Source organism: Pigmentiphaga sp. CHJ604 (assembly GCF_036972535.1).
In the GTDB taxonomy this organism is placed as follows: domain Bacteria; phylum Pseudomonadota; class Gammaproteobacteria; order Burkholderiales; family Burkholderiaceae_B; genus Pigmentiphaga; species Pigmentiphaga daeguensis.
The window spans coordinates 212016-234629 of record NZ_CP136998.1; the positions used below are offsets into that span (position 1 = coordinate 212016).

A 22614-nucleotide genomic window follows, 5' to 3' on the forward strand; every position below is an offset into this window, starting at 1 on the left:
TCCCCTGAACCCAATCTCTGGACGATCGCGCGCATTTCAAGTCCCTGCCATTCATCTTCCGGACTGTCGCAGTCCCAGGGCCACGGCCAGCGCCAGCACGCCCGCCACGCCGGCGATGCCCGCCGCGGCGGGCCAGCCGTATGACTGGATCAGGCCGCCGACCGCGGCCGGACCCACGACCTGGCCCAGGTTGTTGCCTTGCATCATCAGCCCGACCACCAGCGGCACCCGGGCCGGACTGGGCGCCGCGCGCGGAGCCGTCGCCAGCAGCGTGGCGGGGATCAGTCCGCCGGCGGCCGAGAAAAGCATGCACAGCGCGAAGCTGCCGGCGTCGGGCAGCACGGACAGGAAGACCCCGCTTCCCGCCAGGCCCATGACGACGCTGCCGCAGGCCACCAGCGCCCATCTGGCCACCCCGCGCTCCATCAGGATGCCGGCGCAGAGATTGCCGGCGATGTTGGCCGCCGTGGCCGCGGCGGCCAGGAGCCCGGCGGTCTGTAGCGGCATCCTCATCCGTTCGGTCAGCAGGATGGGCAGGAAATTGAACAGCGCGAAGAACTGCAGGCTGTACAGTCCGAATCCCGCGGCCAGCAGCAAGGGGTCCCGGCCACGCAGCGTCGCCAGCGCGTCGCGGCCCGTGTCGCGCCATCCCCGCCAAGCGCCGCGCGCCGAAGGAGGAAGCAGCAGGACGGAGGCCGCAGCGGCCAACGATAGCGCCGCGCTGCTCCACCACAAGATCCGCCAGGACGAGAACAGGGGACCGAGCAACATCGCCAGCGCGATGCCGGTGGGCATGAAGCAGCTCCACAGCGCGAAGGCCAGATCGCGCTGTGCGGCGGCGACCACGCGTTGCAGCAGCGCCGGCCCGGCGACGACCACCAGCAGGAACCCCAGGCCTTCGAGCAGACGGGAAGCCAGCAGCCAGGCATAGCCGGGCGCGCCCGCGCCCAGTGCCGCGCCCAGCGCGCTGGTGCCCAGGCCGGCAAGAAAGACGTGGCGGTCGCCACGGGCCGCCACCAGCGATCCGGCGGGCATGCCGCCCAGCATGCCGAGCACGGCGATGACGGCCGTGAGCCAGCCGATGGCGGCCAGGTCCAGTCCCATGTCGGCGCGCAGCAGCGGCGCGGCGATCGAGGCCTTGCCGACCTGCAGCGCCAGCACCACGCCGCCGCCGACGATGACCGCGACACTCGCCCAGCTGTTCTTTTCCCGTACCGCGATGTCTTGATGGCTTGCCCGCATCGTGCATTCCTGTTCGTCAGGCTGCCAGCATAGGGTTGGCCGTCGATCGACAAAAGTGACATTATTTAGATGTTTTCTATCCAAATAATTGATCATGATCGACGCCCTGACCCTGGACCAGATGCGTGTGTTCGCCGCCGTGGCGGAAACGGGAAGCTTCCGGGCGGGGGCCGGCCGGCTGCGGCGCGCGCAGTCGGCCGTCAGCCATGCCATCGCCAGGATGGAAGGAGAACTGGGCGTCGCGCTGTTCGATCGCGGCGGACATCGCCCTGTCCTGACTCACGAGGGGCAGGCCCTATTGTCCAACGTACGGGATATTCTGCTGCGCGTGGACGCCATGCGTGCGCGGGCCCGAGGCATGGGCGAAGGTGTCGAACTCGAGCTTGCGCTGGTGGTCGATACGCTGTTCCCCATCGCCTGGGTCGCGCAGGCCCTGAACGTCATGCGGTCCCGCTACCCGGCCGTGGCGGTGCGGCTGGCGGTCGAGCCGCTGGGCGGGCCGCTGTCGGGCCTGCTCGATCGGCGCTATGGCGTGGGCATCACGGTGGGCGAGCACTTTCGCAGTCCGAAGATCGCCATGCAAGCCCTGGCGGCGGTCGAGGTGGTGGCGGTGGCCGGCGCATCCCACCCGCTGGCGGCAATGGCCCTGCCCTTGCAGATGGCGGACCTGGCCGGCCATCTGCAGATCGTGCTGGCCGATCCTTCCTCGTTGACGCCGGGACAGGACTTCGGCGTGCTTTCGCCGCAGACCTGCCGCGTCAACACGCAGGACACCAAGCACCAGCTCATCCTTGCGGGCGTGGGCTGGGGGCGCCTGCCGGCATGGCAGGTGGAGCGGGACCTGGCCGAGGGCCGGCTGGTGCGGTTGGCCGTGTCGGCGCTGGGCCGCGACAGCTCGCTGGCGTCGGAGGCCTATCTGGCGCATCGGGTGGACGCGCCGCCGGGGCCCGCGGCGCGGGCCTTCTGCCAGGCGCTGGCCGCGGCCGCCAAGCGCTAGGCCGGCGGAAACATCGCCTCTTTCAACTGCTGCAACGCGCCGGCGTCCTCGATGGTGGTGAGGTCGCCGGGGTCGCGCCCTTCGGCAATGGCCTGGATGGCCCGCCGCAGCAGCTTGCCCGAGCGTGTCTTGGGCAGCGCGTTCACGAAGAACACCCGCGCCGGGCGGGCCACCGCGCCCAGCCGGCGCTCGACCGTCTGCATGACCTCGCCTTCCAGCCGCATGCGACCTTCGGGTGTCGCGGCACGCTCGACGCTGCGCGCGATGGCGAAGGCCATCGCCACCTGGCCCTTCAGCGCGTCCTGCACGCCCACCACGGCGACCTCGGCGATGTCCGGATGGCTGGAGACGCTTTCCTCGATTTCGCGCGTGCCCAGCCGATGTCCCGCGACGTTGATGACGTCGTCGGTGCGGCCCAGGATGGTGACGTAGCCGTCCTCGTCCTGGATGCCCCAGTCGAAGCTGGAATACAGCAGCTTGCCGGGAAAGCCCGACCAGTAGGTGGAGACGTAGCGTTCGTCATCGCCCCAGACCGTGGTCATGCAGCCCGGCGGCAGCGGCGCCTCCAGCGCCACCACGCCCTTGCGCCCGGGCGGGCACGGCTCGCCCGTCTGTTCGTCCACGATCTTCAGCCGATAGCCGTACACCGGCAGGCCGGGCGAGCCGAACTTGGTGGGCAGATCCTCCACTCCGCGCGGCAGCGCCAGCATGGGCCAGCCGGTCTCGGTCTGCCAGTAGTTGTCGACCACCGGCTTGCCGATGGCCTCGTGTATCCAGCGCGCGGTGGGCTCGTCCAGCGGCTCGCCGGCCAGGAACAAGGTGCGCAGCGTGGAAAGATCATGGCGGCGCAGGGTTTCCGGATCCTGCTTCTTCAGCACCCGTATCGCGGTGGGCGCGCTGAACATGTGGGTGACGCGGTACTGCTCCACCAGCTTCCACCAGATCGCGCCATCGGGGCGCACCGGCGTGCCTTCGTACATCAGCGTCGTCATGCCTGCGATCAGCGGCCCGTAGACGATGTAGCTGTGGCCCACCACCCAGCCGACGTCGGAGGTGGTGAACATCACGTCGCCCGCTTGCGCGCAGAAGATGTGGCGCATCGACGCGGCCAGCGCCACGGCGTAGCCGCCGGTGTCGCGCTGTACGCCCTTGGGCTTGCCCGTGGTGCCGGAGGTGTAGAGGATGTAGGAGGGCTCGTTCGACTCCAGCCAGACGCAGGGAATGCGGGCATGCGCATGCCGCTCGCGCAGCGCCGTGTAGTCGTGGTCCCGCCCTTCCTGCAAGGACATGGGCGCCAGGCCCCGGTCCACCAGCAGCACGCTGGCCGGCGCATGCGAGGCCAGGCGCAGCGCCTCGTCCAGCAGGGGCTTGTAGGGGATCACCTTGCCCGCGCGCGATCCGGCATCGGCCGACACCACCAGCGTCGGCCGGGCATCGTCGATGCGCGTGGCCAGGCTGGCCGAGGCGAAGCCGCCGAACACCACCGAGTGGATGGCGCCGATCCGCACGCAGGCCAGCATCGCGAACGCGGCCTCGGGGATCATGGGCATGTAGATCAGCACCCGGTCGCCGCGCCGCACGCCCAGGGCCTGCATCGCCGCGGCCATCCGGTTCACTTCGTCGTGCAACTGCGCGTAGGAGTAGGCGGACTCGGTGCCGGTTTCGGTCGAGACGTGGATCAGCGCGGGCTGGCCGCCGCGTTCGGCCAGGTGCCGGTCGACCGCGTTATGGCAGAGATTGGTCAGTCCGCCGACGAACCAGCGCGAGAAGGGAGGATGCGACAGGTCCAGGGGCTGGGCGGCCGGCGCGTGCCAGTCGACGAGCCGGGCCTGCTCGCTCCAGAATGGCCCGGGTTGGTCCACCGAGCGGGCATGGAAGGCCTGGTAGCTTGCCACGGCAGTCTCCTTCTGGTTATCGGATGATGGTGAACCGGCGTTGGGCAGGGGGGTATCCCGGGTTTACCCCGGACTTAGATAGAGCGTGATTCCTTGATATGATCAAGTAAGGAAGTAAGAATTATTGGTTTGTGGAGTTTCCTATGCTTGCCAAGTTGACATCGAAAAACCAGATCACCTTGCCCAAGGCCGCGGTCTCCAGCGTGGACGAGACGGACTATTTCGACGTAACGGTCGAGAACGGACGCATCGTATTGACCCCGGTCAGGGTCCATCAGGCTCAAGCCGTCCGTGACAAGCTGGAGCAACTGGGCATCACCGAGCAGGATATCGAAGAGGCCCTTGCTTGGGCACGGCGATGACGCGTCGCGTCGTGCTCGACACCAACATCGTGCTGTCGGCGCTGATGTTCACCTCAGGCCGGCTGGCTTGGATGCGTCGGGCCTGGCAGGATGGCAGGCTTGCGCCTCTGGTCTGCCGGGCTACCGCCAATGAATTGCTGCGTGTCCTGGCTTATCCCAAGTTCCGGTTGTCAGCGAGTGACCAGAACGACCTGCTCGCGGATTTTCTTCCGTATGCCGAGGTTGTCACGTTGCCCGCCGTCTGGCCGATCCTGCCCGAATGCCGTGATAAGAAGGACCAGGTCTTCGTCGTGCTCGCCCATGTCGCCGGGGCCGAGGCCCTGGTGACTGGCGCTGCGGACCTGCTGGCCTTGCGGGCGCAGGCTCCGTTCCCCATATGGACGGCCGACCATCTCGCCGACATCGCCGGTGCCTGATGGCGTCGTAGTTTTTGCCCAGGCGGCTTGCCAGCAATCCGAATTTGTGGTTGACTATCACATCTATCCGCATTTTTCCCCAAGCACGATCGCAACCATGGCCACATCCGCCATCCGCTCCGCCGCCTCCCTGCGCCAAGCCGCGCCGGGTGCCGACGTGCGCGCGATCGTCGCCCTCATCGCCTCCTCGCTACTACTACCGATCGGTTGCCGGGCCTAGCGTCCCCGTGGCAGTTCGGCAGCCCCCTCTCGGCCACTCACACGGTCCATCCGTCCATTCCGAGTCCGCAGTAGCAGGAGCAGTCCATCATGTTGAAGAATCCCGAGGCGAAATACCGCCCCTTTCCCGCCTACGACTTTTCCGAGCGTAGCTGGCCCAACCGCCGCATGACCAAGGCGCCGATCTGGATGAGCACCGATCTGCGCGACGGCAACCAGGCCCTGATCGAGCCCATGAACGGCGAGCGCAAGACGCGCATGTTCGAGAAGCTGGTCGAGATCGGTTTCAAGGAAATCGAGGTCGGCTTTCCCTCGGCCTCGCAGACGGATTTCGACTTCATCCGCGGCCTGATCGACCAGAACCGGGTGCCCGAGGACGTCACCATCGAGGTGCTGACGCAATCGCGCGAAGAACTGATCCGCCGCACCATCGAGTCGGTCGAGGGCGGCCGCCGGGTGATCGTGCACATGTACAACGCCATTGCGCCGGCCTTCCGCCGCATCGTGTTCGGCATGTCGCGCGAAGAAGTCAAGCAGATCGCGCTGGAAGGCACCCGTCTCATCAAGGAGTTGACCGACGCGCGTCCTGACACCGAATGGGTCTACCAGTATTCGCCCGAGGTGTTCAGTTCGTCCGAGCTCGATTTCGCCAAGGAAGTGTGCGATGCGGTGGTCGAGGCCTGGGGCGCGACGCCCAACCGCAAGATCATCCTGAACCTGCCCGCCACGGTCGAGTGCGCGATGCCCAACATCTACGCCGACCAGATCGAGTGGATGCACCGCAACCTGGCCAATCGCGACAGCATCATCCTCAGCGTCCACCCGCACAACGACCGCGGCACCGCGGTCGCGGCGGCCGAGATGGCCGTGCTGGCCGGCGCCGAGCGCATCGAGGGCTGCCTGTTCGGCCACGGCGAACGCACCGGCAACGTCGACCTGGTCACCCTGGCCTTGAACTGCTACAGCCAGGGCATCTCGCCCGGGCTCGACTTCTCCGACATCGACGACGTGCGCCGCTGCGTCGAATACTGCACCCAGTTGCCGGTGCACCCGCGCCATCCCTACGTGGGCGACCTCGTCTTCACCGCGTTCTCGGGTTCGCACCAGGATGCGATCAAGAAGGGGTTCGCGCAGCGCCAGCCGGATGCCGTCTGGGACGTTCCCTACCTGCCCATCGACCCGGCCGACCTGGGCCGCAGCTATGACGCGGTCATTCGCGTGAACAGCCAGTCCGGCAAGGGCGGGGTGTCCTACCTGTTGCAGCAGGAATATGGTTTCGACTTGCCGCGCCGCCTGCAGATCGAGTTCAGCCGCGCCATCCAGCGCGTGACCGACGAAACCGGCAAGGAGGTCGTCGCCGCCGATGTCTACTCCATCTTCAGCAGTGAATACCTGGAGCAGCACGAGCCTTATCGCTTCGTCCGCCATCGCATGGCCAGCATCGACGGCGGCGTGCGGGTCGAGGTGGACGTGCAGGTCGCCGGCGAGGCGCGCACCCTGGTGGGCACCGGCAACGGCCCGATCGACGCCTTCGTGCAGGCGCTGGACATGCCGATGCGGATGATGGACTACCACGAGCACTCGATAGGCGTGGGCGCCGACGCGACCGCCGCCTGCTATGTGGAAGTGCGGGTGGGCGATGCCCCGACCGGCTTCGGCGTGGGCGTGGACAGTGACATCGTCACCGCTTCGTTCAAGGCCGTGCTGAGCGCGGTCAACCGGCATGTGCGCGACAGCGGGCAGCCGGCGGCCACCGCGGGCACCAGGCTCGCCGAAGTGAGCGTGTGATCGCTCCCGCCCGGTGACGGGCGCCGCACGGGGCGATGCGGGTGGACCGGCAAAACCGGATCCACCCGCCTGGGGTTCAGAACCCTGATCCCGGCTGTTTCAGGAACTCCAGTTCCTGCCCCGTGCTGGCCCGCCCCAGGATGGCGTTGCGGTGGGGAAAGCGGCCGAAGCGCTCCACGATGTCGCGGTGGCGGATGGCGAAGTCCAGCGAGTTCTGGGAGGCGGGATGTTCCTGTGCCAGCGTCGTGTACAGGGCCACGCATCGTTCCTGGATGCCGGGGTTCTCGCTGTGCATCAGCGGCAGGTAGACGAATTCCCGTTGCACCGGCGGCAGTTGCAGGTAGCGGCCCGAGTCGATCAGTTCCAGCGCGTCGGCCAGCGCCTGCGGGTCGCCGGCGAAGGCGCGCGGCGTGCCGCGCCAGACGTTGCGGGGAAACTGGTCCAGCAGCACGATGCGCGCGAGCGCCCCGCCCAGTTCGCGCTTCCACTCGCGCAAACCTCCGGCCACCGCCTGCTCGATCCGCGGCAGGAAGCGCCGTTCGATCTCGGCATCGAAGTCGGGGTTTTTCTGGAACCAGACGTGGCGGGGCTTCAGGTAGCCGGGATCGTCGGGAGGCAGGAACCAGAAGTCCAGGACGTCCTGCCAGGGTGGTCGGGTCATGCGGCGGCTCCTCAGCTTTCCCAGGTCACGTTGACGTCCTGCGCCTGCGCCTTGCGCAGCATGTCCAGCAGCGGGAAGGCGCGCTGTCTCAGGCCGACGTGGCTGGCGGCCTTTTCTTTTTCCTCGGGGTTGTCCTCGTCGTAGCGAGGCTCCTTCTCGACGCCTATCGCGGCCTCGATGCGGCGGATGGCCTCGGGCAATTGTTCGGGCGTGAAGACGCCGCGCGTGCCCGCGGCGATCTCGGGCATCTTGCCGGCCAGTTCCAGCAGCGGTCTGGCGTGCTCGCCCAGCATGATGACTTCGCCGGCGGCCTTGGATCTGAAGGTGACGATCATGGCGTTGCTTTTCCCGTGTCGTTGACCGGTATCCATTATGGCGGAAGTCCGCGCGGGCAACCCGATGGCCGCCACCTCTCTCCATCCGACCGGAGCCATTCGGTATCCATAAGCATCATATGTCACCTCCGATGACAGAGCGGCATCAGTAGAGAACGCCGGGGTCCGTGGCTTTTCCCCTCTCCGGCCCGCGGCTGTTAACATTCCGCTCTTGGTTTTTCATTCAGCGCGATCATTCCAGCCATGCTCCCCGAGCAACAGGAACAACTTCTGGGCCTCCTGGGCGCCGCCGTCAAGGCCGTCGCCCCCGAAGCCACGCCCACCTTGCTGCTCGAGCGGCCCAAGGTGGCCTCTCACGGCGACGCCGCCACCAACGTGGCGATGCAGATCGCCAAGCCCCTCAAGCGCAATCCCCGCGAGCTGGCGCAGGCCATCGTCGATGCGCTGCTGGCGCTGCCGGGCGCGGACGCGCTCGTCCAGAGTGCCGAGATCGCCGGCCCCGGTTTCATCAACCTGCGCATCGCGCCCGCCGCCAAGCAGGCGGTGATCGACGCCATCCGCGTGCGTGGCGCCGAGTTCGGCCGCGCGCCGGCCAACGGCCGCAAGGTGATGGTCGAATTCGTGTCGGCCAACCCCACCGGGCCGCTGCACGTCGGCCATGCCCGCCAGGCCGCGCTGGGCGATGCTATTTGCCGGCTGTTCGACGCCAGCGGCTGGAACGTCACGCGCGAGTTCTATTACAACGACGCCGGCAACCAGATCCAGAACCTGGCCATCAGCGTCCAGGCGCGCGCGCGCGGCTTCGGCCCCGAGCATCCGGATTTCCCGGCCGACGGCTATCGCGGTGAATACATCTCGGAAATCGCGACGGACTTCCTGGCTCGCAAGACGGTGCAGGCGGCCGATGCCGAGCCGGTCACCGCCTCGGGCGATCCCGAGAACCTCGACGATATCCGCAAGTTCGCCGTGGCCTACCTGCGCCGCGAGCAGGACCTGGACCTGCAGGCCTTCGACCTGAAGTTCGACAACTATTACCTGGAAAGCTCCCTGTACACGTCGGGCCGGGTCGAGCAGACCGTGCAGCGCCTGATCGCCAGCGGCCATACCTACGAGCAGGACGGCGCGCTGTGGCTGCGCACGACCGAACTGGGCGAAGGCGACGACAAGGACCGCGTCATGCGCAAGTCCGAGGGCGGCTATACGTACTTCGTGCCGGACGTGGCCTATCACGTCACCAAGTGGGAGCGCGGCTACACCAAGGCCATCAACATCCAGGGCTCGGACCATCACGGCACCGTGGCGCGCGTGCGCTCGGGCCTGCAGGCGCTGGACGTCGGTATCCCCAAGGGCTATCCCGACTACGTGCTGCACAAGATGGTCAAGGTCATGCGCGGCGGCGAAGAGGTCAAGATCTCCAAGCGCGCCGGCAGCTACGTGACCATGCGCGACCTGATCGACTGGGTGGGCCGCGATGCGGTGCGGTATTTCCTGATCCAGCGCCGCGCCGATACCGAGTTCGTGTTCGACGTCGATCTCGCCCTCAAGCAGACCGACGAGAATCCCGTCTACTACATCCAGTACGCCCACGCGCGCATCTGTTCCGTGCTGGCGCAATGGGGTGGCGACGAGGCCGATCTGGCGCGCGCCGACACGTCGTTGCTGACGGCTGAACGGGAGTTCCTGCTGCTGCAGCGGCTGGCCGAGTTTCCGTCCATGGTGGGGCTCGCGGCCAACGATCTGTCGCCGCATCATGTCGCTTTCTGGCTCAAGGACTGCGCCGCCGATTTCCACGCCTACTACAATGCCGAGCGCGTGCTGGTGGACGACGAGGCGCTGAAGGTGGCGCGCCTGGCGCTGCTGGCGGCGACCCGGCAGGTGCTGGCCAACGGACTGGCGTTGCTGGGCGTTTCCGCTCCGCAACGGATGTAACGATTCATGGCCTCCACAGCGAAGACGAAGTCCGCCCGCGGCGGCAAACCGGCCGGCACGGCCCAGCGCCAGGCCGCGCCCAAGCGCGCGGTGGGCGGCACCATGTTCGGCCTGATGGCCGGATTGCTGGTCGGCCTGCTGGTGGCCGTGCTGGTGGCGTTCTACATCACCAAGGCGCCGGTGCCCTTCGTCAGCAAGGGAACCCGGCCGCCGGCCTCGCCCGCGCAGCCGCCCGATCCGGCCAACGCTCCCGATCCGAACCGCAGCCTTTACGGCAAGGATGGTCCCGCCGGCGCGCCGTCGGCCTCGGGCCCCTCGGCCACGCAGCCGGCGCCCGCGCCGGTGCCGCAGGCCACCCGCGATCCGCTGGGCGATTTCCTGGCCAGCCAGAACGTCGACAAGAGCAAGAAGGGCGCGCAACCTTCCGCGCCGCAGGCGGCCGCGCCTTCCCAGCCACCCGCCCCGGCGGCGGGGGCGTCGGGCACCTATTTCCTCCAGGTCGGTGCCTATCGCGTGATCGAGGACGCCGAGGCGCTCAAGGCCAAGCTGGCTTTCATGGGGTTCGAGGCGCGCCTGGAGACGGCCGACGTGGCCGCCGGCACGGTGCACCGCGTACGCGTGGGGCCGTTCACCCGGCTCGACGACATGAACCGCACGCGCGCGCGCCTGGCCGAGAACGGCATCGAGGCCGCCGTCGTGAAGAAATGACCCCGGTGGAACTTCGCGCGGCCTGCCGCGGTCCGAGTTTCCACCGCGTCCGGCCGGCCTGCCGCCCGGGCCACGTTACCAAAGGAATTCTATGATCGGTCGCTACGCTTTCCGCCACATGTTCGCCGGCCTGGCCCTGGCCGCCGGTTTCGTCGCCGCCCTGCCGGGCACCGCCCAGGCGCAGCAGCCTCGCGAAGGCACGGAATACATCCGCCTGCAGCAGCCCCAGGCCACCGATTCGCCGGGCAAGGTCGAGGTCACCGAGTTCTTCTGGTATAGCTGCCCGCACTGCAACGCGCTGGAGCCCAGCCTGGAAGCCTGGATCAAGAAGCTGCCGCCCGAGGTCGTGGTACGCCGCGTGCCGGTGCGCTTCAATGCCGGCATGGAGCCGCAGCAGCGCCTGTACTACACCCTGGAAGCCCTGGGCAAGGTCGACCAGCTGCATCGCATGGTCTTCACCGCCATCCATGAACAGCGCCAGCCGCTGAACACGGCCAACCGCATCTTCGACTGGGCCGAGAAGCAGGGCCTGGACCGTGCCCAGTTCACGGCCGCCTACAACTCCTTCGGCGTCCAGAGCAAGGTGCAGCGCGCCACCAAGCTGGCCGAGGCCTACAAGATCGACGGCGTGCCCACCCTGGCCATCAACGGCCGCTACCTGACCTCGCCGTCGCTGACCGGCAGCAATCTCGGCGCGCTCCAGGTCGCGGACTTCCTGATCGGGAAGGAAAGGAAGTAGGTCCCCCCCTACGCGCTTACGCGCGCCCCCCAGGGGGTGATGCGGGTGGACCGGCAAAGCCGGATCCACCGCATCCTGGGGTAACACCAGGCTGGTGAGGAACGGCGTTTTGCCTTGCACACCAGAAACAAAACGGCCTTGCATCGTGAATGCAAGGCCGTTTTTGCTTGCTGGAGAAAGTCAGGGTTTGGGAGATGGGCCGAAATGGACTTGGCCCAGCGCATGCCGGGGGTCGATCGCATGCTGGATCTTGCCCGACAGCGCCTGCGCCTCGGGCGAGGCATAGCGGTGGTAGAAGCGTTCGTTGTAGGGGCCGACGCCGTGTTCGGCGCTGAAGCTGCCGCCGAACTGGCGGACGACCAGGTCGTAGATCGCCAGCCGGAGTTTTTCGACGGTGTCCGTGTCGTAGGCGGGCGTGGCGTCATGGGGCCAGACGATGTTGAAGTGGGTGCCGCCGTCGGCCCAGTGGCCGAAGTCGAACAGGCGCAGCCAGGGGAAGTCGGCTTCCAGCATCCGCCGCGCGGTGGTCTGGAAGTCGACCATGGAGGAACGCGGCACGGCGATGTCGAAGGCGATCAGCTTGCCCTGGTGACGGATGGATTCGCTGATGGAGTGGCGGATCTTCCAGAGGTCGGGGCCGCCATCCAGCACGGCGTTGGCCACGAGTACGTCGAATTGCCGTTCCAGGAAGTCGTTCAGCGCCGATTGCAGGTCCACGCCCAGCACTTCGCGCGACGAGGTGGCGGCCAGTTCCACCAGCAGGCAGTAGTCCGGGATGGGTTCGGGCGCGAAGGGGTTGGCGACGCCGGGCACGTGGTCGATGACCGACTGCACGGTGGAGCTGGACATGCCTTCGTAGGCGGTCAGGAAATCGCCGAACTCGCTTTCCAGCGCGATCAGCAGTTCCAGCACGGCTTCCTGGCTGGTGGGCACGATCAGCGCGGTGGCGGTCTGGCGCGGCAGGGGATGGACCTGCACGACGGCGCGGGTGATGATGCCGCCCGCGCCGCTCACGCCGACGAAGAGCTGCTTGAGGTCGTAGCCGGTATTGTTCTTGCGCAGTCCGCTCATCAGGTCGAGCACCTGCCCGGGCGGATCGGCCAGCACCACTTCGATGCCCAGCAGGTTGTGGCGCACGTCGCCGTAGCGGATCAGCCGCGAGCCGCCGGTGTTGGTGGCGATCATGCCGCCCAGCGAGGGGTTGGCGCCCAGGTCGATGGGAAAGCACAGGCCATGTTCGGCCAGCTTGTCGTTCAGTTCCTGCAGCGTGACGCCGGCGCCCACGGTGGCGGTGCGGTTGGCGCGGTCGATCACGATCTCGCCGCGCAGCCGCTCCAGGCTCAGCACGACCTGGGTGCCGCTGGCGTCAGGCGTGCTGGCGGCCACCAGGCCGGTGTTGGCGCCCTGCGCGATCAGCGGCGTGCCGGTGTCCACGCAGTAGCGCACCACCGCGGCCACCTCGGTGGCCAAACCCGGCCGCACCACCAGGGCGGCCTTGCCGTCGCCGTAGCGGGCGCCGGTTTCGTAGCGGGCCTTGTCCGCGGGGTCGGCATAGACATTCGCCTGGCCGACCAGTCCGGCCAGCGCGGCTTGCACATCGGAAACGGGAAGTGACGTCATCTTGCTCTCTGTTGCCGCGGACGCGGTTCTTTTCGCAGTATCGCAGATTCGTCCACGGCTGGCCGGAGCTGTCCCGCCGCGACAATGGAGCGGCGCGATGACGGTTTCTTAATGATTTTTGGTAAGAACTACATGATTAAAGGAGATAATGATGACGTTACGAGAGGGGAGCATGAACGTCTTCATCACCGGCGCGAGCAGCGGCATCGGGCAGGCGCTGGCACGCCGCTATGCGGCCCTGGGCGCCACGCTGGGCCTGGTGGGCCGGCGGCAGGAGGCCTTGCAGGCGCTGGCCGCGTCGCTGCCGGGCAAGCACCGCTGCTATGCGCTGGACGTGCGTGACCGCGATGCCCTGCATGCGGCGGCCCGGGATTTTCAGGCCTTGGGCGATACCGGCCTGGTGATCGCCAATGCCGGTATCAGCACCGGCACGTTGACCGAGGAAATGGGGGATTTCGACGCTTTCCGCGCCGTGATCGACACCAACCTGATCGCCATGGTGGCGACGTTCGAGCCCTTCATTCCCGCCATGAAGCAGGCCGGCCGGGGCCACCTGGCGGGCATCGCCAGCGTGGCCGGCATACGCGGGCTGCCCGGCGCGGGAGCGTACAGCGCTTCTAAGGCGGCGGTCATCGCCTACTGCGAAAGCCTGCGCAACGAATTGTCGCCGCAGGGCATACGGGTCACGACCATCGCGCCGGGCTACATCCGCACGCCCATGACCGCGCGCAACCCCTATTCGATGCCGTTCCTGATGGATGCCGACGTGTTCGCCGCGAAAGCCTCCCGTGCCCTGGACCGCGGCGTCCGCTACACCGTCATTCCCTGGCAGATGGGCATCGTCGCCAAGCTGATGCGCCTCCTGCCCGATGCCGTCTACGACCATTTCGCCGTGCGCGCGCCGCGCAAGCCGCGCCACCTCTGACCCGCCGATCCCGATCCGGCGCATTTCCATGTCCGCTCTGCTCGCCCGCTATCTTCCCTTCCTGAACTGGCCTCGGCCCAACGCCGCCGACCTGGCCGCCGATGCTCGGGCCGGTTTCACGCTCGGCCTGATCCTGGTGCCGCAGGCCGTGGCCTACGCCATGCTGGCCGGCATGCCGCCCATCACCGGCCTGTACGCGGCGCTGATCCCGCCGGTGATCAGCGTACTGTGGGGATCGTGCCAATTGCTGGGCGCGGGACCCGTCGCGCTGACCAGCATGCTGGTGGCGGGATCGCTGTCGGGCATGGCCGCGGCCGAGTCGGCGCGCTGGGTCGAGCTGGCCATCTGGCTGGCGCTGATGGCCGGCGCGATACAGATGCTGATCGGCGCGACCCGGCTGGGCATGGTGGTGAATTTCCTGCCGGGGTCCGTCGTGGGCGCGTTCACCCAGGCCGCCGCGCTGCTGATCATGCTGTCGCAACTGCCCGCCATGCTGGGGCTGGACTGGAGCCAGGCGCGGGGCGCGCTGGCCGCGGCCGATCCGCGCGGCCTGCTGGGCAGCGTGGACTGGACCGCGTTCGCCTTTGGCGTGGGTACGCTGGTCTTCCTGTCCGCGCTGAAGAAGCACAGCAAGCGCCTGCCCATCGTGCTGGCTGCCGCGCTGGTGACGGGCCTGGCCAGTTGGGCCATCGGCTACGGCGCGCGGGGCGGCGCCGTGGTCGGGACGCTGCCGGCGGGCCTGCCGCAGTTCACCGTGCCCAAGCTGCTGGACTGGGAGGACTACCGCAGCCTGCTGCCTGCGGCGGCGGTGATCGCGCTGGTCAGCTTCGTCGAAGCGCTCTCCAGTGCCAAGACCATCTCGCGCAGCACGCGCCGGCGCTGGGACGAGGACCAGGAGTTCATCGGCCAGGGGCTGGCCAAGATCGCCAGCGGCCTGAGCGGCGCCTTTCCGGTCAGCGCCTCGTTCTCGCGCTCGGCGCTGAACCTGTTCGTGGGCGCGCGCTCGGGCTGGTCCGCGCTGTTCGCCTTCGTCTGCGTGCTGGCGAGCCTGCTGTTCCTGACCCCGGCCATCGCCCACCTGCCGCGGGCCTTCCTGGCGGCCGTCATCATCGTGCCGGTCTCCAACCTGATCACCCCGCGCTTCTTTGTCCGGCTATGGGCCACGTCGCGCGCCGAGGCCGTCATCGCCGCGTCCACGGCCGTGGCCACCCTGATCGCCGCGCCGCAGTTGCAATGGGGCATCCTGGCGGGCTTCATCCTGTCCCTGGGCTACTTCCTGTACCAGCGCTCGCACCCCCGCATCGTCGAGGTCGCGGTCCATGCCGACGGTACCCTGCGGGACCGCCAGCGCTTCGGCCTGCCGCCGCTGGCGCCGGACCTGCTGGCGGTGCGCATGGACGCGGGGCTGAGCTTCGTCACGGCCAACCCGCTGGAGCATTTCGTGATCGAGCGCTGCCGGGCCGATCCCGGCATCAAACGGGTGCTGATCTACGCGGGGCCGATCAACAGCATCGACGTGACCGGGGTCGACACGCTCATCTACCTGATCGGTACGCTGCGCGACCAGGGCGTGGACCTGTACCTGGCGGGCGTGAAGAAGCAGGTGGAAGACGTGTTCGACACCTCCGGCGTCACGGCCATGCTGCCGCCCCATCACGTGTTCCGCACCGAGCGCGAGGCCATCGCCGAATTGACCGCGCATCCGGTCAGGCCTTGAGCAGTTCCTCCAGCATCCAGGCACCGACGGGGCCCAGCGGCCGCTGGTTGGACCAGACCACGTCCACGGGCAGCAGGCGTTCCTGGCCGGGCACCTGCAATTCCACCAGCCTGCCGGCGGCGAAATGGGTCACCAGCCAGCGCGGCATCCTGGCCCAGCCGAAGTTCATCACCGCCATCTCCAGCAGCATCAGGTAATAGGGGGCCGACCAGGTGCGGCCTCGCGCGATGCGGCGGCCGTCGTCCTCGTAGGGCGCGATGCGCAGCTCCCGAGCCGCGCGCAGGTCGGCCTCGGTGACCGCGCCCAGCCTGGCCAGCGGATGGTCCTTGCCGGTGACCACCACCATCTCCGACAGGTCGGGTAGCGTGCGGTGCTCCACGTCGGGCGGATATTGCTCCTGCGCGCGCACCAGCCCCAGGTTGGCGCGGCCGCGCTGCACGGTGGCCACCGTGTCCCAGTCCTCGGACATCATGCATTCGAACTCGATGTCGGGATACGTGCGATCGAGCGCGGCCAAGATGGCTTCGAAGCGCTCGGACTGGTAGGTATCGGACAGCGCCAGGGTCAGCCGCGACTCGTGCCCCTGGGCATAACGGCCGGCGGCGCGGCCCAGTTGCTCGGCGCTGGCCAGGACCTGGGCCGCCTCCACCAGCAGCGCCCGGCCCGCCGGTGTCAGCGTGGGCTGGCGGGTGGAGCGGTCGAACAACTGCACGCCCAGGTCGATTTCCAGGTTGGCGATGCTTTCGCTGATGCTCGATTGCCGCTTGCCCAGCTTGCGCGCGGCGGCCGAGAACGAACCCAGCGCGGCTGCCTGGGTGAAGGCCGCCAGCGCTTCCAGGGAATAGGCCATGGCTGGCTTCCTATCGGAAAAACCGATGGTAATTACTTTTTATTTAACGGAAGTATGGCAGAAAATGCCGATACGACATCAACGGAACGAGGTTGAAACGTGTTGCAGAACAAGAAATCGCTCCGTGAACGCCTGGCGCACGCCCTGTGCTTCGAGATCATCGCGGTGGCGCTGTGCGCGCCCGCGCTGGCCTGGATCATGGGCAAGCCGCTGCTGCACATGGGCGCGCTGACGGCGGTGATCTCGCTCATCGCCATGCTGTGGAACATGGTCTACAACGCCGGGTTCGAGCGCGTGGAGCGCCGCCTGGGCTGGGTACGCGACACCCGGGTGCGGATGGTCCACGCGGTGGGGTTCGAGTCCGGCCTGATCCTGATCGTGGTCCCGCTGGCGGCGTGGTGGCTGAGCATCTCGCTGTGGGAAGCACTGGTGCTGGATATCGGGTTGCTGCTGTTCTTCCTGCCGTATACCTACGTGTATAACCTGGCGTATGACCGGCTGCGTGTGTATTGGGCAGGGGAAACGTGTCCCGGCGCTTAAGCCAGGATTAAGCCCCGGCTGTCATCCTCCGCAGCAATGCGCCGGCCTTCGGCCGGCATACCGGGAGAACCGCTCATGACTCCGCAAGAACGCGCCCTGCTCGACAATTTCCTGGACCGCCTGGCTGGCGTCCGGGGCATGGACAAGGACCCCGAGGCCGATGCCTTGATCCGGCACCGCGCCGCCGGCCAGCCGGATGCGCTCTACCTGAGCATCCAGCGTGCGCTGTTGCTGGAACATGCGCTGGAGGGCGCGCAGGCGCGCATCGCCGCCCTGGAGCAGCAGGTGGGTGAACTCCAGGCCGCCTCGCGGCAGCAGCAGGAAGCCCGGCCCGCGCGCAGTTTTCTGGGCGGGCTGCTGGGCGGCGATGGATGGGGCAAGGCGCCGGCGCGCCCGGCACCCGCCGGCGGTTCCATGATCGGCAGCGATATCGGCCAGCGCCCCGAATACCGGCCCGCGGCGCCCGCGGCTCCCTATGCCGGCGCACCGGCCGCTGGCGGTGCCATGGGCAGCTTCCTGGGCAATGCCGCGGCCACGGCGGCCGGCGTGGCGGGCGGGATGTTCCTGTTCAATGGCATCGAGCACTTGTTGGGCGGCGGCGCGGGCCAGGCGGCGCATCTGGCCGGCAACGCCCCGGCTTCGGAGACGATCACGCAGAACGTCACCAACAACTACTACGGCAGCGGGAACGACGACCGCCCGGATACGGACGGCGGCGCGCAGGCCTATGACACGTCGGCCGACGATTCCTTCACCGACGATACGTTCTCGGACGATACGTTCTCGGACGACGACTTCGTCTGACGCCGCCCGCCAGGGCGCCTCAGGCCTGGTCCAGCGCGCGCACGTCGGCCCGCCGCCACCACAGCAGGGCCATGCCGGGCAGGGCGATGGCCACGGTGACCAGGAAGAAGGTGGCCCAGCCGTAGTTTTCCACCATGGGCGGGGCCAGCGGCCCGGCCAGGTAGGTGCGCCCCACGGCCGACAGGGCGGACAGCAGCGCGAACTGGGTGGCCGAGAAGCGGTGGTCGCACAGGCCCATGAGCAGGGCCACGAAGGCCGCCGTGCCCATGCCGCCGCACAGGTTTTCGATGCCGACGGCGGCGGCCATCAGCAGGATGCTCTTGGGGCTGACGGCGAGCAGCCAGAATCCCAGGTTGGAGACGGCCTGCAGCAGGCCAAACAGCATCAGCGACCGGAACAATCCCAGCTTCGCCAGCAGCGAACCGCCCGCCAGCGCGCCGATGATGGTGGCGCCCAGGCCGAGCACCTTGTTGATGGTGCCGACCTCGGTGGCGGAGAAGCCCGCGCCGCGGATCAGGAAGGCGGTGGACAGGCTGCCGGCGAAGGCATCGCCCAGCTTGTAGAGCACGATCAGCACCAGCAGCACGATGGCGCCGGGGCGGCGGAAGAATTCGACCAGCGGCCCGGTCACGGCCTCGGCCAGCGTGCGGGGCGCGGCCGCGGGCGTTTCGGGTTCGGGTGCCCACAGCGTGGCCAGGACGGCCAGCCCCATCAAGCCGCCCATCAGCACGTACATGTTGCCCCAGCCCAGCCAGCTGTCGGCGATGACGAGGGCGAGGCCGCCCGACACCAGCATGGCCAGCCGGTAGCCCAGCACCGACACCGCGGCGCCGGCGCCGCGTTCTTCCTTGCGCAGCACGTCGGTCCGGTAGGCGTCGAAGGCGATGTCCTGCGAGGACGAGCAGAAGGCGACGAACACGGCGATCAGCGCCAGCGGCAGCAGGGCTTCGCTGGGCGAGAGCAGGCCCATGGCCATGATGGCGAGCGCCAGCAGCAATTGCGTGACCACCATCCAGCCGCGCCGGCGGCCCAGCAGCGGCGGCGTATAGCGGTCCATCAGCGGCGCCCACAGGAATTTCAGCGTGTAGGCCGAGCCGACCAGGGTCAGGAAGCCGATGGCCTGCAGCGACACGCCATCCACGGTGGCCCAGGCTTGCAGCGTGCCGCTGGTCAGGGCCAGGGGCAGGCCGCTGGCGAACCCCAGGGCCAGCAGCGGCGCGACGCGCCGGTTCGTGTACAGCGACGAGGCGGCCGCGGGCGCCTCCGGGCGGGCGCTCAAAATATCTTTCCGCTGCGGCCGTAGTCCAGAACGATCCAGTTCAGGGCGGCGACGAGATCCTGCGCCGTGCCGGACCTGAACGCTTCGTCGAGCCGGTTCATGTAGGAAAGGAGCTGGGTCTTCGCGGTTTCGGCGAAGGCGGGCGCGATGCCCTGGTCTTCATACAGCAGCACGTAGGAGCGGGCGAAACCGTAGATCAGGAAGTAGGCGGCGGCGTGTTCGGAATCGCTGGAGACCAGCGCCAGCGAACCTTCCTTGACCTTGAGGAAACTGTCGGTACCGGGGGCCTGGGCGGCGAAACGTTGGATCAGATCGGTGAAGTTCATAACACGAGGTTAGCGATAAAAGTCACGGAAGGCGGGAGATGCCGCCGTGGGCCTTGGACCATTCGGAAGTATGGAGCAGGAATCCTTCTACTTTTTCGATGTCGGCGGCGGTCAGGACCGTGCCCGTCCTGGCCTGCGCGATGATGTCCTGCCAGGTGGCCAGCGCATGCATCGTGACACCGATTTCTTCCATGGTACGCCGGCTTTCGACAAACGTATCGTAATAGAAGATGCTCAGGACGTGGGCCAGCTCCAGGCCCGAATCGCGCACCGCCTTGCAGAAGTTGCGCTTGCTCTGGCCGTCGGTGGTCAGGTCATCCACCAGCAGTACCCGCGCGCCGGCCTGCGCCATGCCCTCGATCTGCGCGTTGCGGCCGAAGCCCAGCGGCTTCTTGCGCACGATCAGCAGCGGCAGCGACAGCCGGTCGGCCAGCCATGCGGCATACGGCACGCCGGCCGTTTCGGCGCCGGCGATGGCATCGATGTCCTGCACGCCAATGCGGTGCCGTACCACCGCCTGCGCCGCGTCCACCAGCACCTTGCGTCCGGCCACCGACGAGATCAGCCGCCGCACGTCCACGTACACCGGACTGGCCCAGCCCGAGCGCAGGATGAACGGCTTGCCCGAGCTGACGTGCACCGCCCCCGATTCCAGCAGCAACTGCGCCACCGTCGAGCCGATAGAGGTTTCTTCCATTTCACTGTTCCATTTAGGGGGGAGCAAACGACCCGGCGTCAGACCACCTTCAACATGCTACTGAGAAGTTCCGCCGCCTGTTGCCCTTTGTAGGCCCTCTCCCAGAGGTTTTCCACCATTTTCGTATAAAGCTCGACGGCCTCGGGCGCGGAGGTGACCTGCGCGATGCCGGTCGCGACGTTGGGCAGTTCGCCGAAGCGGAACGGGCTGACCGCCACGAACGAGGCGCTGGGCCTCTCGAACACCTGGAAGGTGGCGTTGGGCATGCTGTCGTCGACGATGCCGATCTGCATGTCCATGGGATGGGCGCGCAGGAGGCCGATGATCCGCTCGACCTCGCGCCGCGCCGCCAGCGAGCGCTCCATGCGCACCGAGGGCGGAAGGTCGATGCGCCCCACCAGCCCGAAGTGGACGAAGCGTTCGATCTCGCGCAGCCCGATCAGGCTGATGATGGGGGGGCGGCGCCGGGCGTAGGCCCGTTTGCGCTCGCCCAGGATCTTCATCAGGGCCTGCATGCGCTCGGATTCGATGCCGGGATGGGCCTCGTGCAGCATCTGTTCCAGGTAGCCGCCGTATTCGTCGGAGGTCAGCAGGAAGGAGATGGGCTCGAAATGGGCCATGATGCGCGTGGCGTCGGTCTCGAGCTGGCGCATGCGTTCGATGTACGCCACCGGGGAGGTGTAGTACTCCGCCCCCACGCCCAGCAGCGACGCCAGCGACGTGTCCAGGATGTGGGCCAGCCGCTCCAGCGTCTCGATCTTGACGATCTCGCCCTTCTCCATGCGGTACACCGCCGCCCGCGACACCCCCAGCTGGGCCGCGATGTCCTCGGCCCGCAGGGAGGCGCCTATCCGGTAGGCGCGCAGCCTTTCCCCGATGGCGTGGAAATCGACGGCGCGCGTTCTGGAAGTAGTGTTCATCGAAGCAAGTCTAAAAAATGAGAATCCTGAATGTCGAACCACGCTTGAGCTCCGCCCCGAAATCGAGCGGTACACCCTCCGATGCCCAGTATCAGTGCGGGTTTGCACTAATATCGTGCGCGCCGGGCAACATCGGGATTTACCTTATCAGCTTAGTGAAATTTCGCTTGAAAGGTAAGAAAAAGTGTCTTAGTCTAAAAAAAAAGACTTTCGGCGTAAATGGTTTTTGCCTGCTCCATGCCACAAGCATGTCCGACACGGGCCGTCTCCTCCAGGGGGCGGCGTCGGCGGGAGGCAGCGTCGCCGCCTGGCAGCACTTTTTGATCGATTGATACCTCTTCCTTTCGGAGATAGGAAATGGCAGACAAATACGCCGCGAGCCCCGGGGATATCCCCGCAGGCAAGGCGAACGAGGGCGAAGACTACGCCCGCAAGGCCGTCATCGCGTCGACGGTGGGCTATGCCCTCGACGGATTCGACCTTCTCATCCTGGGCTTCATCCTGGCGGCGATCTCGTCCGACCTGGGGCTGACCAGCACCCAGGCGGGGTCCCTGGTGACCTGGACGCTGGTGGGTGCCGTGGTCGGCGGCATCGTGTTCGGCTGGCTCAGCGACAAGTACGGCCGCGTGCGCGTGCTGAACTGGACCATCCTGCTGTTCGCGGTCTTCACCGGCCTGTGCGCGCTGGCCCAGGGCTACTGGGACCTGCTGGCGTACCGCACCATCGCCGGCCTGGGCCTGGGCGGTGAATTCGGCATCGGCATGGCGCTGGCCGCCGAGGCCTGCCGTCCCGAGCAGCGCGCCCGCATGAGCTCCTACGTCGGCCTGGGCTGGCAGGCGGGCGTGCTGGCCGCGGCGCTGGTCACGCCCATCCTGCTGCCCCTCGTCGGCTGGCGCGGCATGTTCGCCATCGGCGTGCTGCCGGCGGTCGTGGCCTTCGTCATCCGCCACTTCATCGGCGAACCGAAGATCTTCATCGAGAGCCAGAAATCCACGGCGCCGAAGGAGAACTCGTTCAAGCTGCTCGTGGCGGATGCCAAGACCACGCGGGCCAGCCTGGGCGTGGTCATCCTGACCTCGGTGCAGAACTTCGGGTACTACGGCGTGATGATCTGGATGCCGTCGTACCTCAGCAAGCAGTTCGGCTACTCGCTGACCAAGTCGGCGGGCTGGACGGCCATCACCATCATCGGCATGGCCTTCGGCATCTGGCTGTTCGGCCAGCTTGCCGACCGCATCGGCCGCCGCCCCATCTTCCTGCTCTACCAGGTGGGCGCGGTCTTGTCGGTACTGGCCTATTCGCAGCTCGAGTCGCAGTATGCCCTGCTAATCGGCGGCGCCATCATGGGCATGTTCGTCAATGGCATGCTGGGTGGCTACGGCGCCCTGATCTCGGAGCTGTATCCGACGCAGGCGCGGGCGACGGCACAGAACGTGCTGTTCAACATCGGCCGTGCGGTGGGCGGCTTCGGGCCGCTGGCCGTGGGCGCGGTGGCCGCGAAGTACTCGTTCAGCCATGCGATCGCGCTGTTGGCGTCGATCTATGTGCTGGACATCATCGCCACGCTGTTCCTGATCCCGGAACGCAAGGGCGCTGCACTGGAGTAAAGCCCCCCCCTACGCGCTTACGCGCGCCCCCCAGGGG

Annotated in this window: 23 protein-coding genes; 13 read left to right on the forward strand and 10 right to left on the reverse strand. The window is 67.5% G+C overall.

Annotated elements, in window-relative coordinates; all coding sequences use genetic code 11:
- Positions 1 to 51: 51 nt before the first annotated feature.
- Positions 52 to 1242: an MFS transporter gene (locus tag R4823_RS01050; protein ID WP_338617076.1), complete on the reverse strand. Its 1191-nt coding sequence runs from the start codon at positions 1240 to 1242 to the stop codon at positions 52 to 54.
- Between the two features lie 94 nt (positions 1243 to 1336).
- Here R4823_RS01050 and R4823_RS01055 point away from each other — a divergent pair, with 94 nt between their 5' ends.
- A complete protein-coding gene (locus tag R4823_RS01055) occupies positions 1337 to 2239 on the forward strand; it encodes a LysR family transcriptional regulator (protein WP_087838857.1) in 903 nt (300 codons plus the stop codon).
- Here the strand turns inward: R4823_RS01055 and prpE are convergent.
- Positions 2236 to 4182 carry a propionate--CoA ligase gene (gene prpE, locus R4823_RS01060; protein WP_338619241.1) on the reverse strand — a complete coding sequence of 649 codons (1947 nt, stop codon included), beginning with the start codon at positions 4180 to 4182 and terminating at the stop codon, positions 2236 to 2238. The two genes, R4823_RS01055 and prpE, sit on opposite strands and share 4 nt — an antisense overlap.
- Positions 4183 to 4277: 95 nt before the next feature.
- Here prpE and R4823_RS01065 point away from each other — a divergent pair, with 95 nt between their 5' ends.
- The 4 genes from R4823_RS01065 (at position 4278) to leuA (ending at position 6919) form a co-directional block, all read left to right on the forward strand.
- Positions 4278 to 4496, forward strand: coding sequence for an AbrB/MazE/SpoVT family DNA-binding domain-containing protein (locus tag R4823_RS01065; RefSeq protein ID WP_087838855.1), 219 nt, complete (start codon positions 4278 to 4280; stop codon positions 4494 to 4496).
- A complete protein-coding gene (locus tag R4823_RS01070) occupies positions 4493 to 4912 on the forward strand; it encodes a putative toxin-antitoxin system toxin component, PIN family (protein ID WP_338617078.1) in 420 nt (139 codons plus the stop codon). The genes R4823_RS01065 and R4823_RS01070 overlap by 4 nt, the downstream gene beginning before the upstream one ends.
- The gene (locus R4823_RS01075; protein ID WP_132979709.1) at positions 4905 to 5132 is read left to right on the forward strand and encodes a hypothetical protein; all 228 of its coding nucleotides are present in this window, start codon (positions 4905 to 4907) and stop codon (positions 5130 to 5132) included. Before R4823_RS01070 ends, R4823_RS01075 begins: the two co-directional genes overlap by 8 nt.
- Positions 5133 to 5218: 86 nt before the next feature.
- Positions 5219 to 6919 (forward strand): 2-isopropylmalate synthase, encoded by a 1701-nt coding sequence (gene leuA, locus R4823_RS01080; RefSeq protein ID WP_338619242.1) that lies wholly within the window; start codon positions 5219 to 5221, stop codon positions 6917 to 6919.
- Between the two features lie 76 nt (positions 6920 to 6995).
- On the opposite strand, the gene R4823_RS01085 is transcribed toward leuA, so the two are convergent.
- Entirely contained in the window at positions 6996 to 7580 is a 585-nt protein-coding gene (locus R4823_RS01085) for a DUF924 family protein (RefSeq protein ID WP_087838850.1), read from the reverse strand.
- 11 nt (positions 7581 to 7591) lie between these two features.
- Entirely contained in the window at positions 7592 to 7915 is a 324-nt protein-coding gene (locus R4823_RS01090) for a DUF1840 domain-containing protein (RefSeq protein WP_087838849.1), read from the reverse strand.
- Between the two features lie 243 nt (positions 7916 to 8158).
- Between R4823_RS01090 and argS the strand changes: the two genes are divergently transcribed.
- The 3 genes from argS to R4823_RS01105 all read left to right on the forward strand — a co-directional run bounded on the left by argS (position 8159) and on the right by R4823_RS01105 (position 11291).
- Entirely contained in the window at positions 8159 to 9844 is a 1686-nt protein-coding gene (gene argS, locus R4823_RS01095) for an arginine--tRNA ligase (RefSeq protein WP_087838848.1), read from the forward strand.
- Between the two features lie 102 nt (positions 9845 to 9946).
- Positions 9947 to 10552 carry an SPOR domain-containing protein gene (locus R4823_RS01100; RefSeq protein WP_243724519.1) on the forward strand — a complete coding sequence of 202 codons (606 nt, stop codon included), beginning with the start codon at positions 9947 to 9949 and terminating at the stop codon, positions 10550 to 10552.
- Between the two features lie 91 nt (positions 10553 to 10643).
- Positions 10644 to 11291 carry a thiol:disulfide interchange protein DsbA/DsbL gene (locus R4823_RS01105; RefSeq protein ID WP_338617079.1) on the forward strand — a complete coding sequence of 216 codons (648 nt, stop codon included), beginning with the start codon at positions 10644 to 10646 and terminating at the stop codon, positions 11289 to 11291.
- Between the two features lie 180 nt (positions 11292 to 11471).
- On the opposite strand, the gene R4823_RS01110 is transcribed toward R4823_RS01105, so the two are convergent.
- Positions 11472 to 12911, reverse strand: coding sequence for an FAD-binding oxidoreductase (locus R4823_RS01110; RefSeq protein WP_338617080.1), 1440 nt, complete (start codon positions 12909 to 12911; stop codon positions 11472 to 11474).
- 172 nt (positions 12912 to 13083) lie between these two features.
- On the opposite strand from R4823_RS01110, the gene R4823_RS01115 reads away from it, so the two are divergent.
- Both R4823_RS01115 and R4823_RS01120 read left to right on the forward strand, forming a co-directional pair.
- Positions 13084 to 13836: an SDR family oxidoreductase gene (locus R4823_RS01115; protein ID WP_087838845.1), complete on the forward strand. Its 753-nt coding sequence runs from the start codon at positions 13084 to 13086 to the stop codon at positions 13834 to 13836.
- 28 nt (positions 13837 to 13864) lie between these two features.
- Complete coding sequence (locus R4823_RS01120) at positions 13865 to 15553, forward strand: SulP family inorganic anion transporter (protein WP_132979711.1); 1689 nt, start codon at positions 13865 to 13867, stop codon at positions 15551 to 15553.
- On the opposite strand, the gene R4823_RS01125 is transcribed toward R4823_RS01120, so the two are convergent.
- Positions 15543 to 16403 carry a LysR family transcriptional regulator gene (locus R4823_RS01125; protein ID WP_087838843.1) on the reverse strand — a complete coding sequence of 287 codons (861 nt, stop codon included), beginning with the start codon at positions 16401 to 16403 and terminating at the stop codon, positions 15543 to 15545. The genes R4823_RS01120 and R4823_RS01125 overlap by 11 nt on opposite strands.
- A 99-nt stretch (positions 16404 to 16502) precedes the next feature.
- Between R4823_RS01125 and R4823_RS01130 the strand changes: the two genes are divergently transcribed.
- The gene (locus R4823_RS01130; RefSeq protein ID WP_087838842.1) at positions 16503 to 16943 is read left to right on the forward strand and encodes a multidrug/biocide efflux PACE transporter; all 441 of its coding nucleotides are present in this window, start codon (positions 16503 to 16505) and stop codon (positions 16941 to 16943) included.
- A gap of 75 nt (positions 16944 to 17018) precedes the next feature.
- Positions 17019 to 17747 (forward strand): DUF2076 domain-containing protein, encoded by a 729-nt coding sequence (locus tag R4823_RS01135; protein ID WP_338617081.1) that lies wholly within the window; start codon positions 17019 to 17021, stop codon positions 17745 to 17747.
- A gap of 19 nt (positions 17748 to 17766) precedes the next feature.
- Here the strand turns inward: R4823_RS01135 and R4823_RS01140 are convergent, their stop codons facing one another.
- From R4823_RS01140 to R4823_RS01155, 4 genes are read right to left on the reverse strand one after another with little or no spacing between them, the layout of a single operon-like run.
- A complete protein-coding gene (locus R4823_RS01140) occupies positions 17767 to 19026 on the reverse strand; it encodes a muropeptide transporter (RefSeq protein ID WP_243724507.1) in 1260 nt (419 codons plus the stop codon).
- A complete protein-coding gene (locus R4823_RS01145) occupies positions 19023 to 19352 on the reverse strand; it encodes a hypothetical protein (RefSeq protein ID WP_087838841.1) in 330 nt (109 codons plus the stop codon). Before R4823_RS01145 ends, R4823_RS01140 begins: the two co-directional genes overlap by 4 nt.
- A gap of 22 nt (positions 19353 to 19374) precedes the next feature.
- Positions 19375 to 20049 (reverse strand): orotate phosphoribosyltransferase, encoded by a 675-nt coding sequence (locus R4823_RS01150; protein WP_087838840.1) that lies wholly within the window; start codon positions 20047 to 20049, stop codon positions 19375 to 19377.
- Between the two features lie 38 nt (positions 20050 to 20087).
- Positions 20088 to 20969: a helix-turn-helix transcriptional regulator gene (locus R4823_RS01155; RefSeq protein WP_087838839.1), complete on the reverse strand. Its 882-nt coding sequence runs from the start codon at positions 20967 to 20969 to the stop codon at positions 20088 to 20090.
- A gap of 357 nt (positions 20970 to 21326) precedes the next feature.
- Between R4823_RS01155 and R4823_RS01160 the strand changes: the two genes are divergently transcribed.
- Entirely contained in the window at positions 21327 to 22577 is a 1251-nt protein-coding gene (locus R4823_RS01160) for an MFS transporter (protein ID WP_087838838.1), read from the forward strand.
- Positions 22578 to 22614 lie beyond the last annotated feature (37 nt).

Coding starts and splice junctions, on each gene's coding strand:
- R4823_RS01055 (WP_087838857.1), top strand. CDS start 1,337: ATGATCGACGCCCTGACCCTGGACCAGATGCGTGTGTTCGCCGCCGTG.
- R4823_RS01105 (WP_338617079.1), top strand. CDS start 10,644: ATGATCGGTCGCTACGCTTTCCGCCACATGTTCGCCGGCCTGGCCCTG.
- R4823_RS01110 (WP_338617080.1), bottom strand. CDS start 12,911: ATGACGTCACTTCCCGTTTCCGATGTGCAAGCCGCGCTGGCCGGACTG.
- R4823_RS01135 (WP_338617081.1), top strand. CDS start 17,019: ATGACTCCGCAAGAACGCGCCCTGCTCGACAATTTCCTGGACCGCCTG.
- R4823_RS01070 (WP_338617078.1), top strand. CDS start 4,493: ATGACGCGTCGCGTCGTGCTCGACACCAACATCGTGCTGTCGGCGCTG.
- R4823_RS01120 (WP_132979711.1), top strand. CDS start 13,865: ATGTCCGCTCTGCTCGCCCGCTATCTTCCCTTCCTGAACTGGCCTCGG.
- R4823_RS01050 (WP_338617076.1), bottom strand. CDS start 1,242: ATGCGGGCAAGCCATCAAGACATCGCGGTACGGGAAAAGAACAGCTGG.
- R4823_RS01160 (WP_087838838.1), top strand. CDS start 21,327: ATGGCAGACAAATACGCCGCGAGCCCCGGGGATATCCCCGCAGGCAAG.
- R4823_RS01065 (WP_087838855.1), top strand. CDS start 4,278: ATGCTTGCCAAGTTGACATCGAAAAACCAGATCACCTTGCCCAAGGCC.
- R4823_RS01115 (WP_087838845.1), top strand. CDS start 13,084: ATGAACGTCTTCATCACCGGCGCGAGCAGCGGCATCGGGCAGGCGCTG.
- R4823_RS01150 (WP_087838840.1), bottom strand. CDS start 20,049: ATGGAAGAAACCTCTATCGGCTCGACGGTGGCGCAGTTGCTGCTGGAA.
- R4823_RS01125 (WP_087838843.1), bottom strand. CDS start 16,403: ATGGCCTATTCCCTGGAAGCGCTGGCGGCCTTCACCCAGGCAGCCGCG.
- R4823_RS01145 (WP_087838841.1), bottom strand. CDS start 19,352: ATGAACTTCACCGATCTGATCCAACGTTTCGCCGCCCAGGCCCCCGGT.
- R4823_RS01100 (WP_243724519.1), top strand. CDS start 9,947: ATGTTCGGCCTGATGGCCGGATTGCTGGTCGGCCTGCTGGTGGCCGTG.
- argS (WP_087838848.1), top strand. CDS start 8,159: ATGCTCCCCGAGCAACAGGAACAACTTCTGGGCCTCCTGGGCGCCGCC.
- R4823_RS01085 (WP_087838850.1), bottom strand. CDS start 7,580: ATGACCCGACCACCCTGGCAGGACGTCCTGGACTTCTGGTTCCTGCCT.
- R4823_RS01155 (WP_087838839.1), bottom strand. CDS start 20,969: ATGAACACTACTTCCAGAACGCGCGCCGTCGATTTCCACGCCATCGGG.
- R4823_RS01090 (WP_087838849.1), bottom strand. CDS start 7,915: ATGATCGTCACCTTCAGATCCAAGGCCGCCGGCGAAGTCATCATGCTG.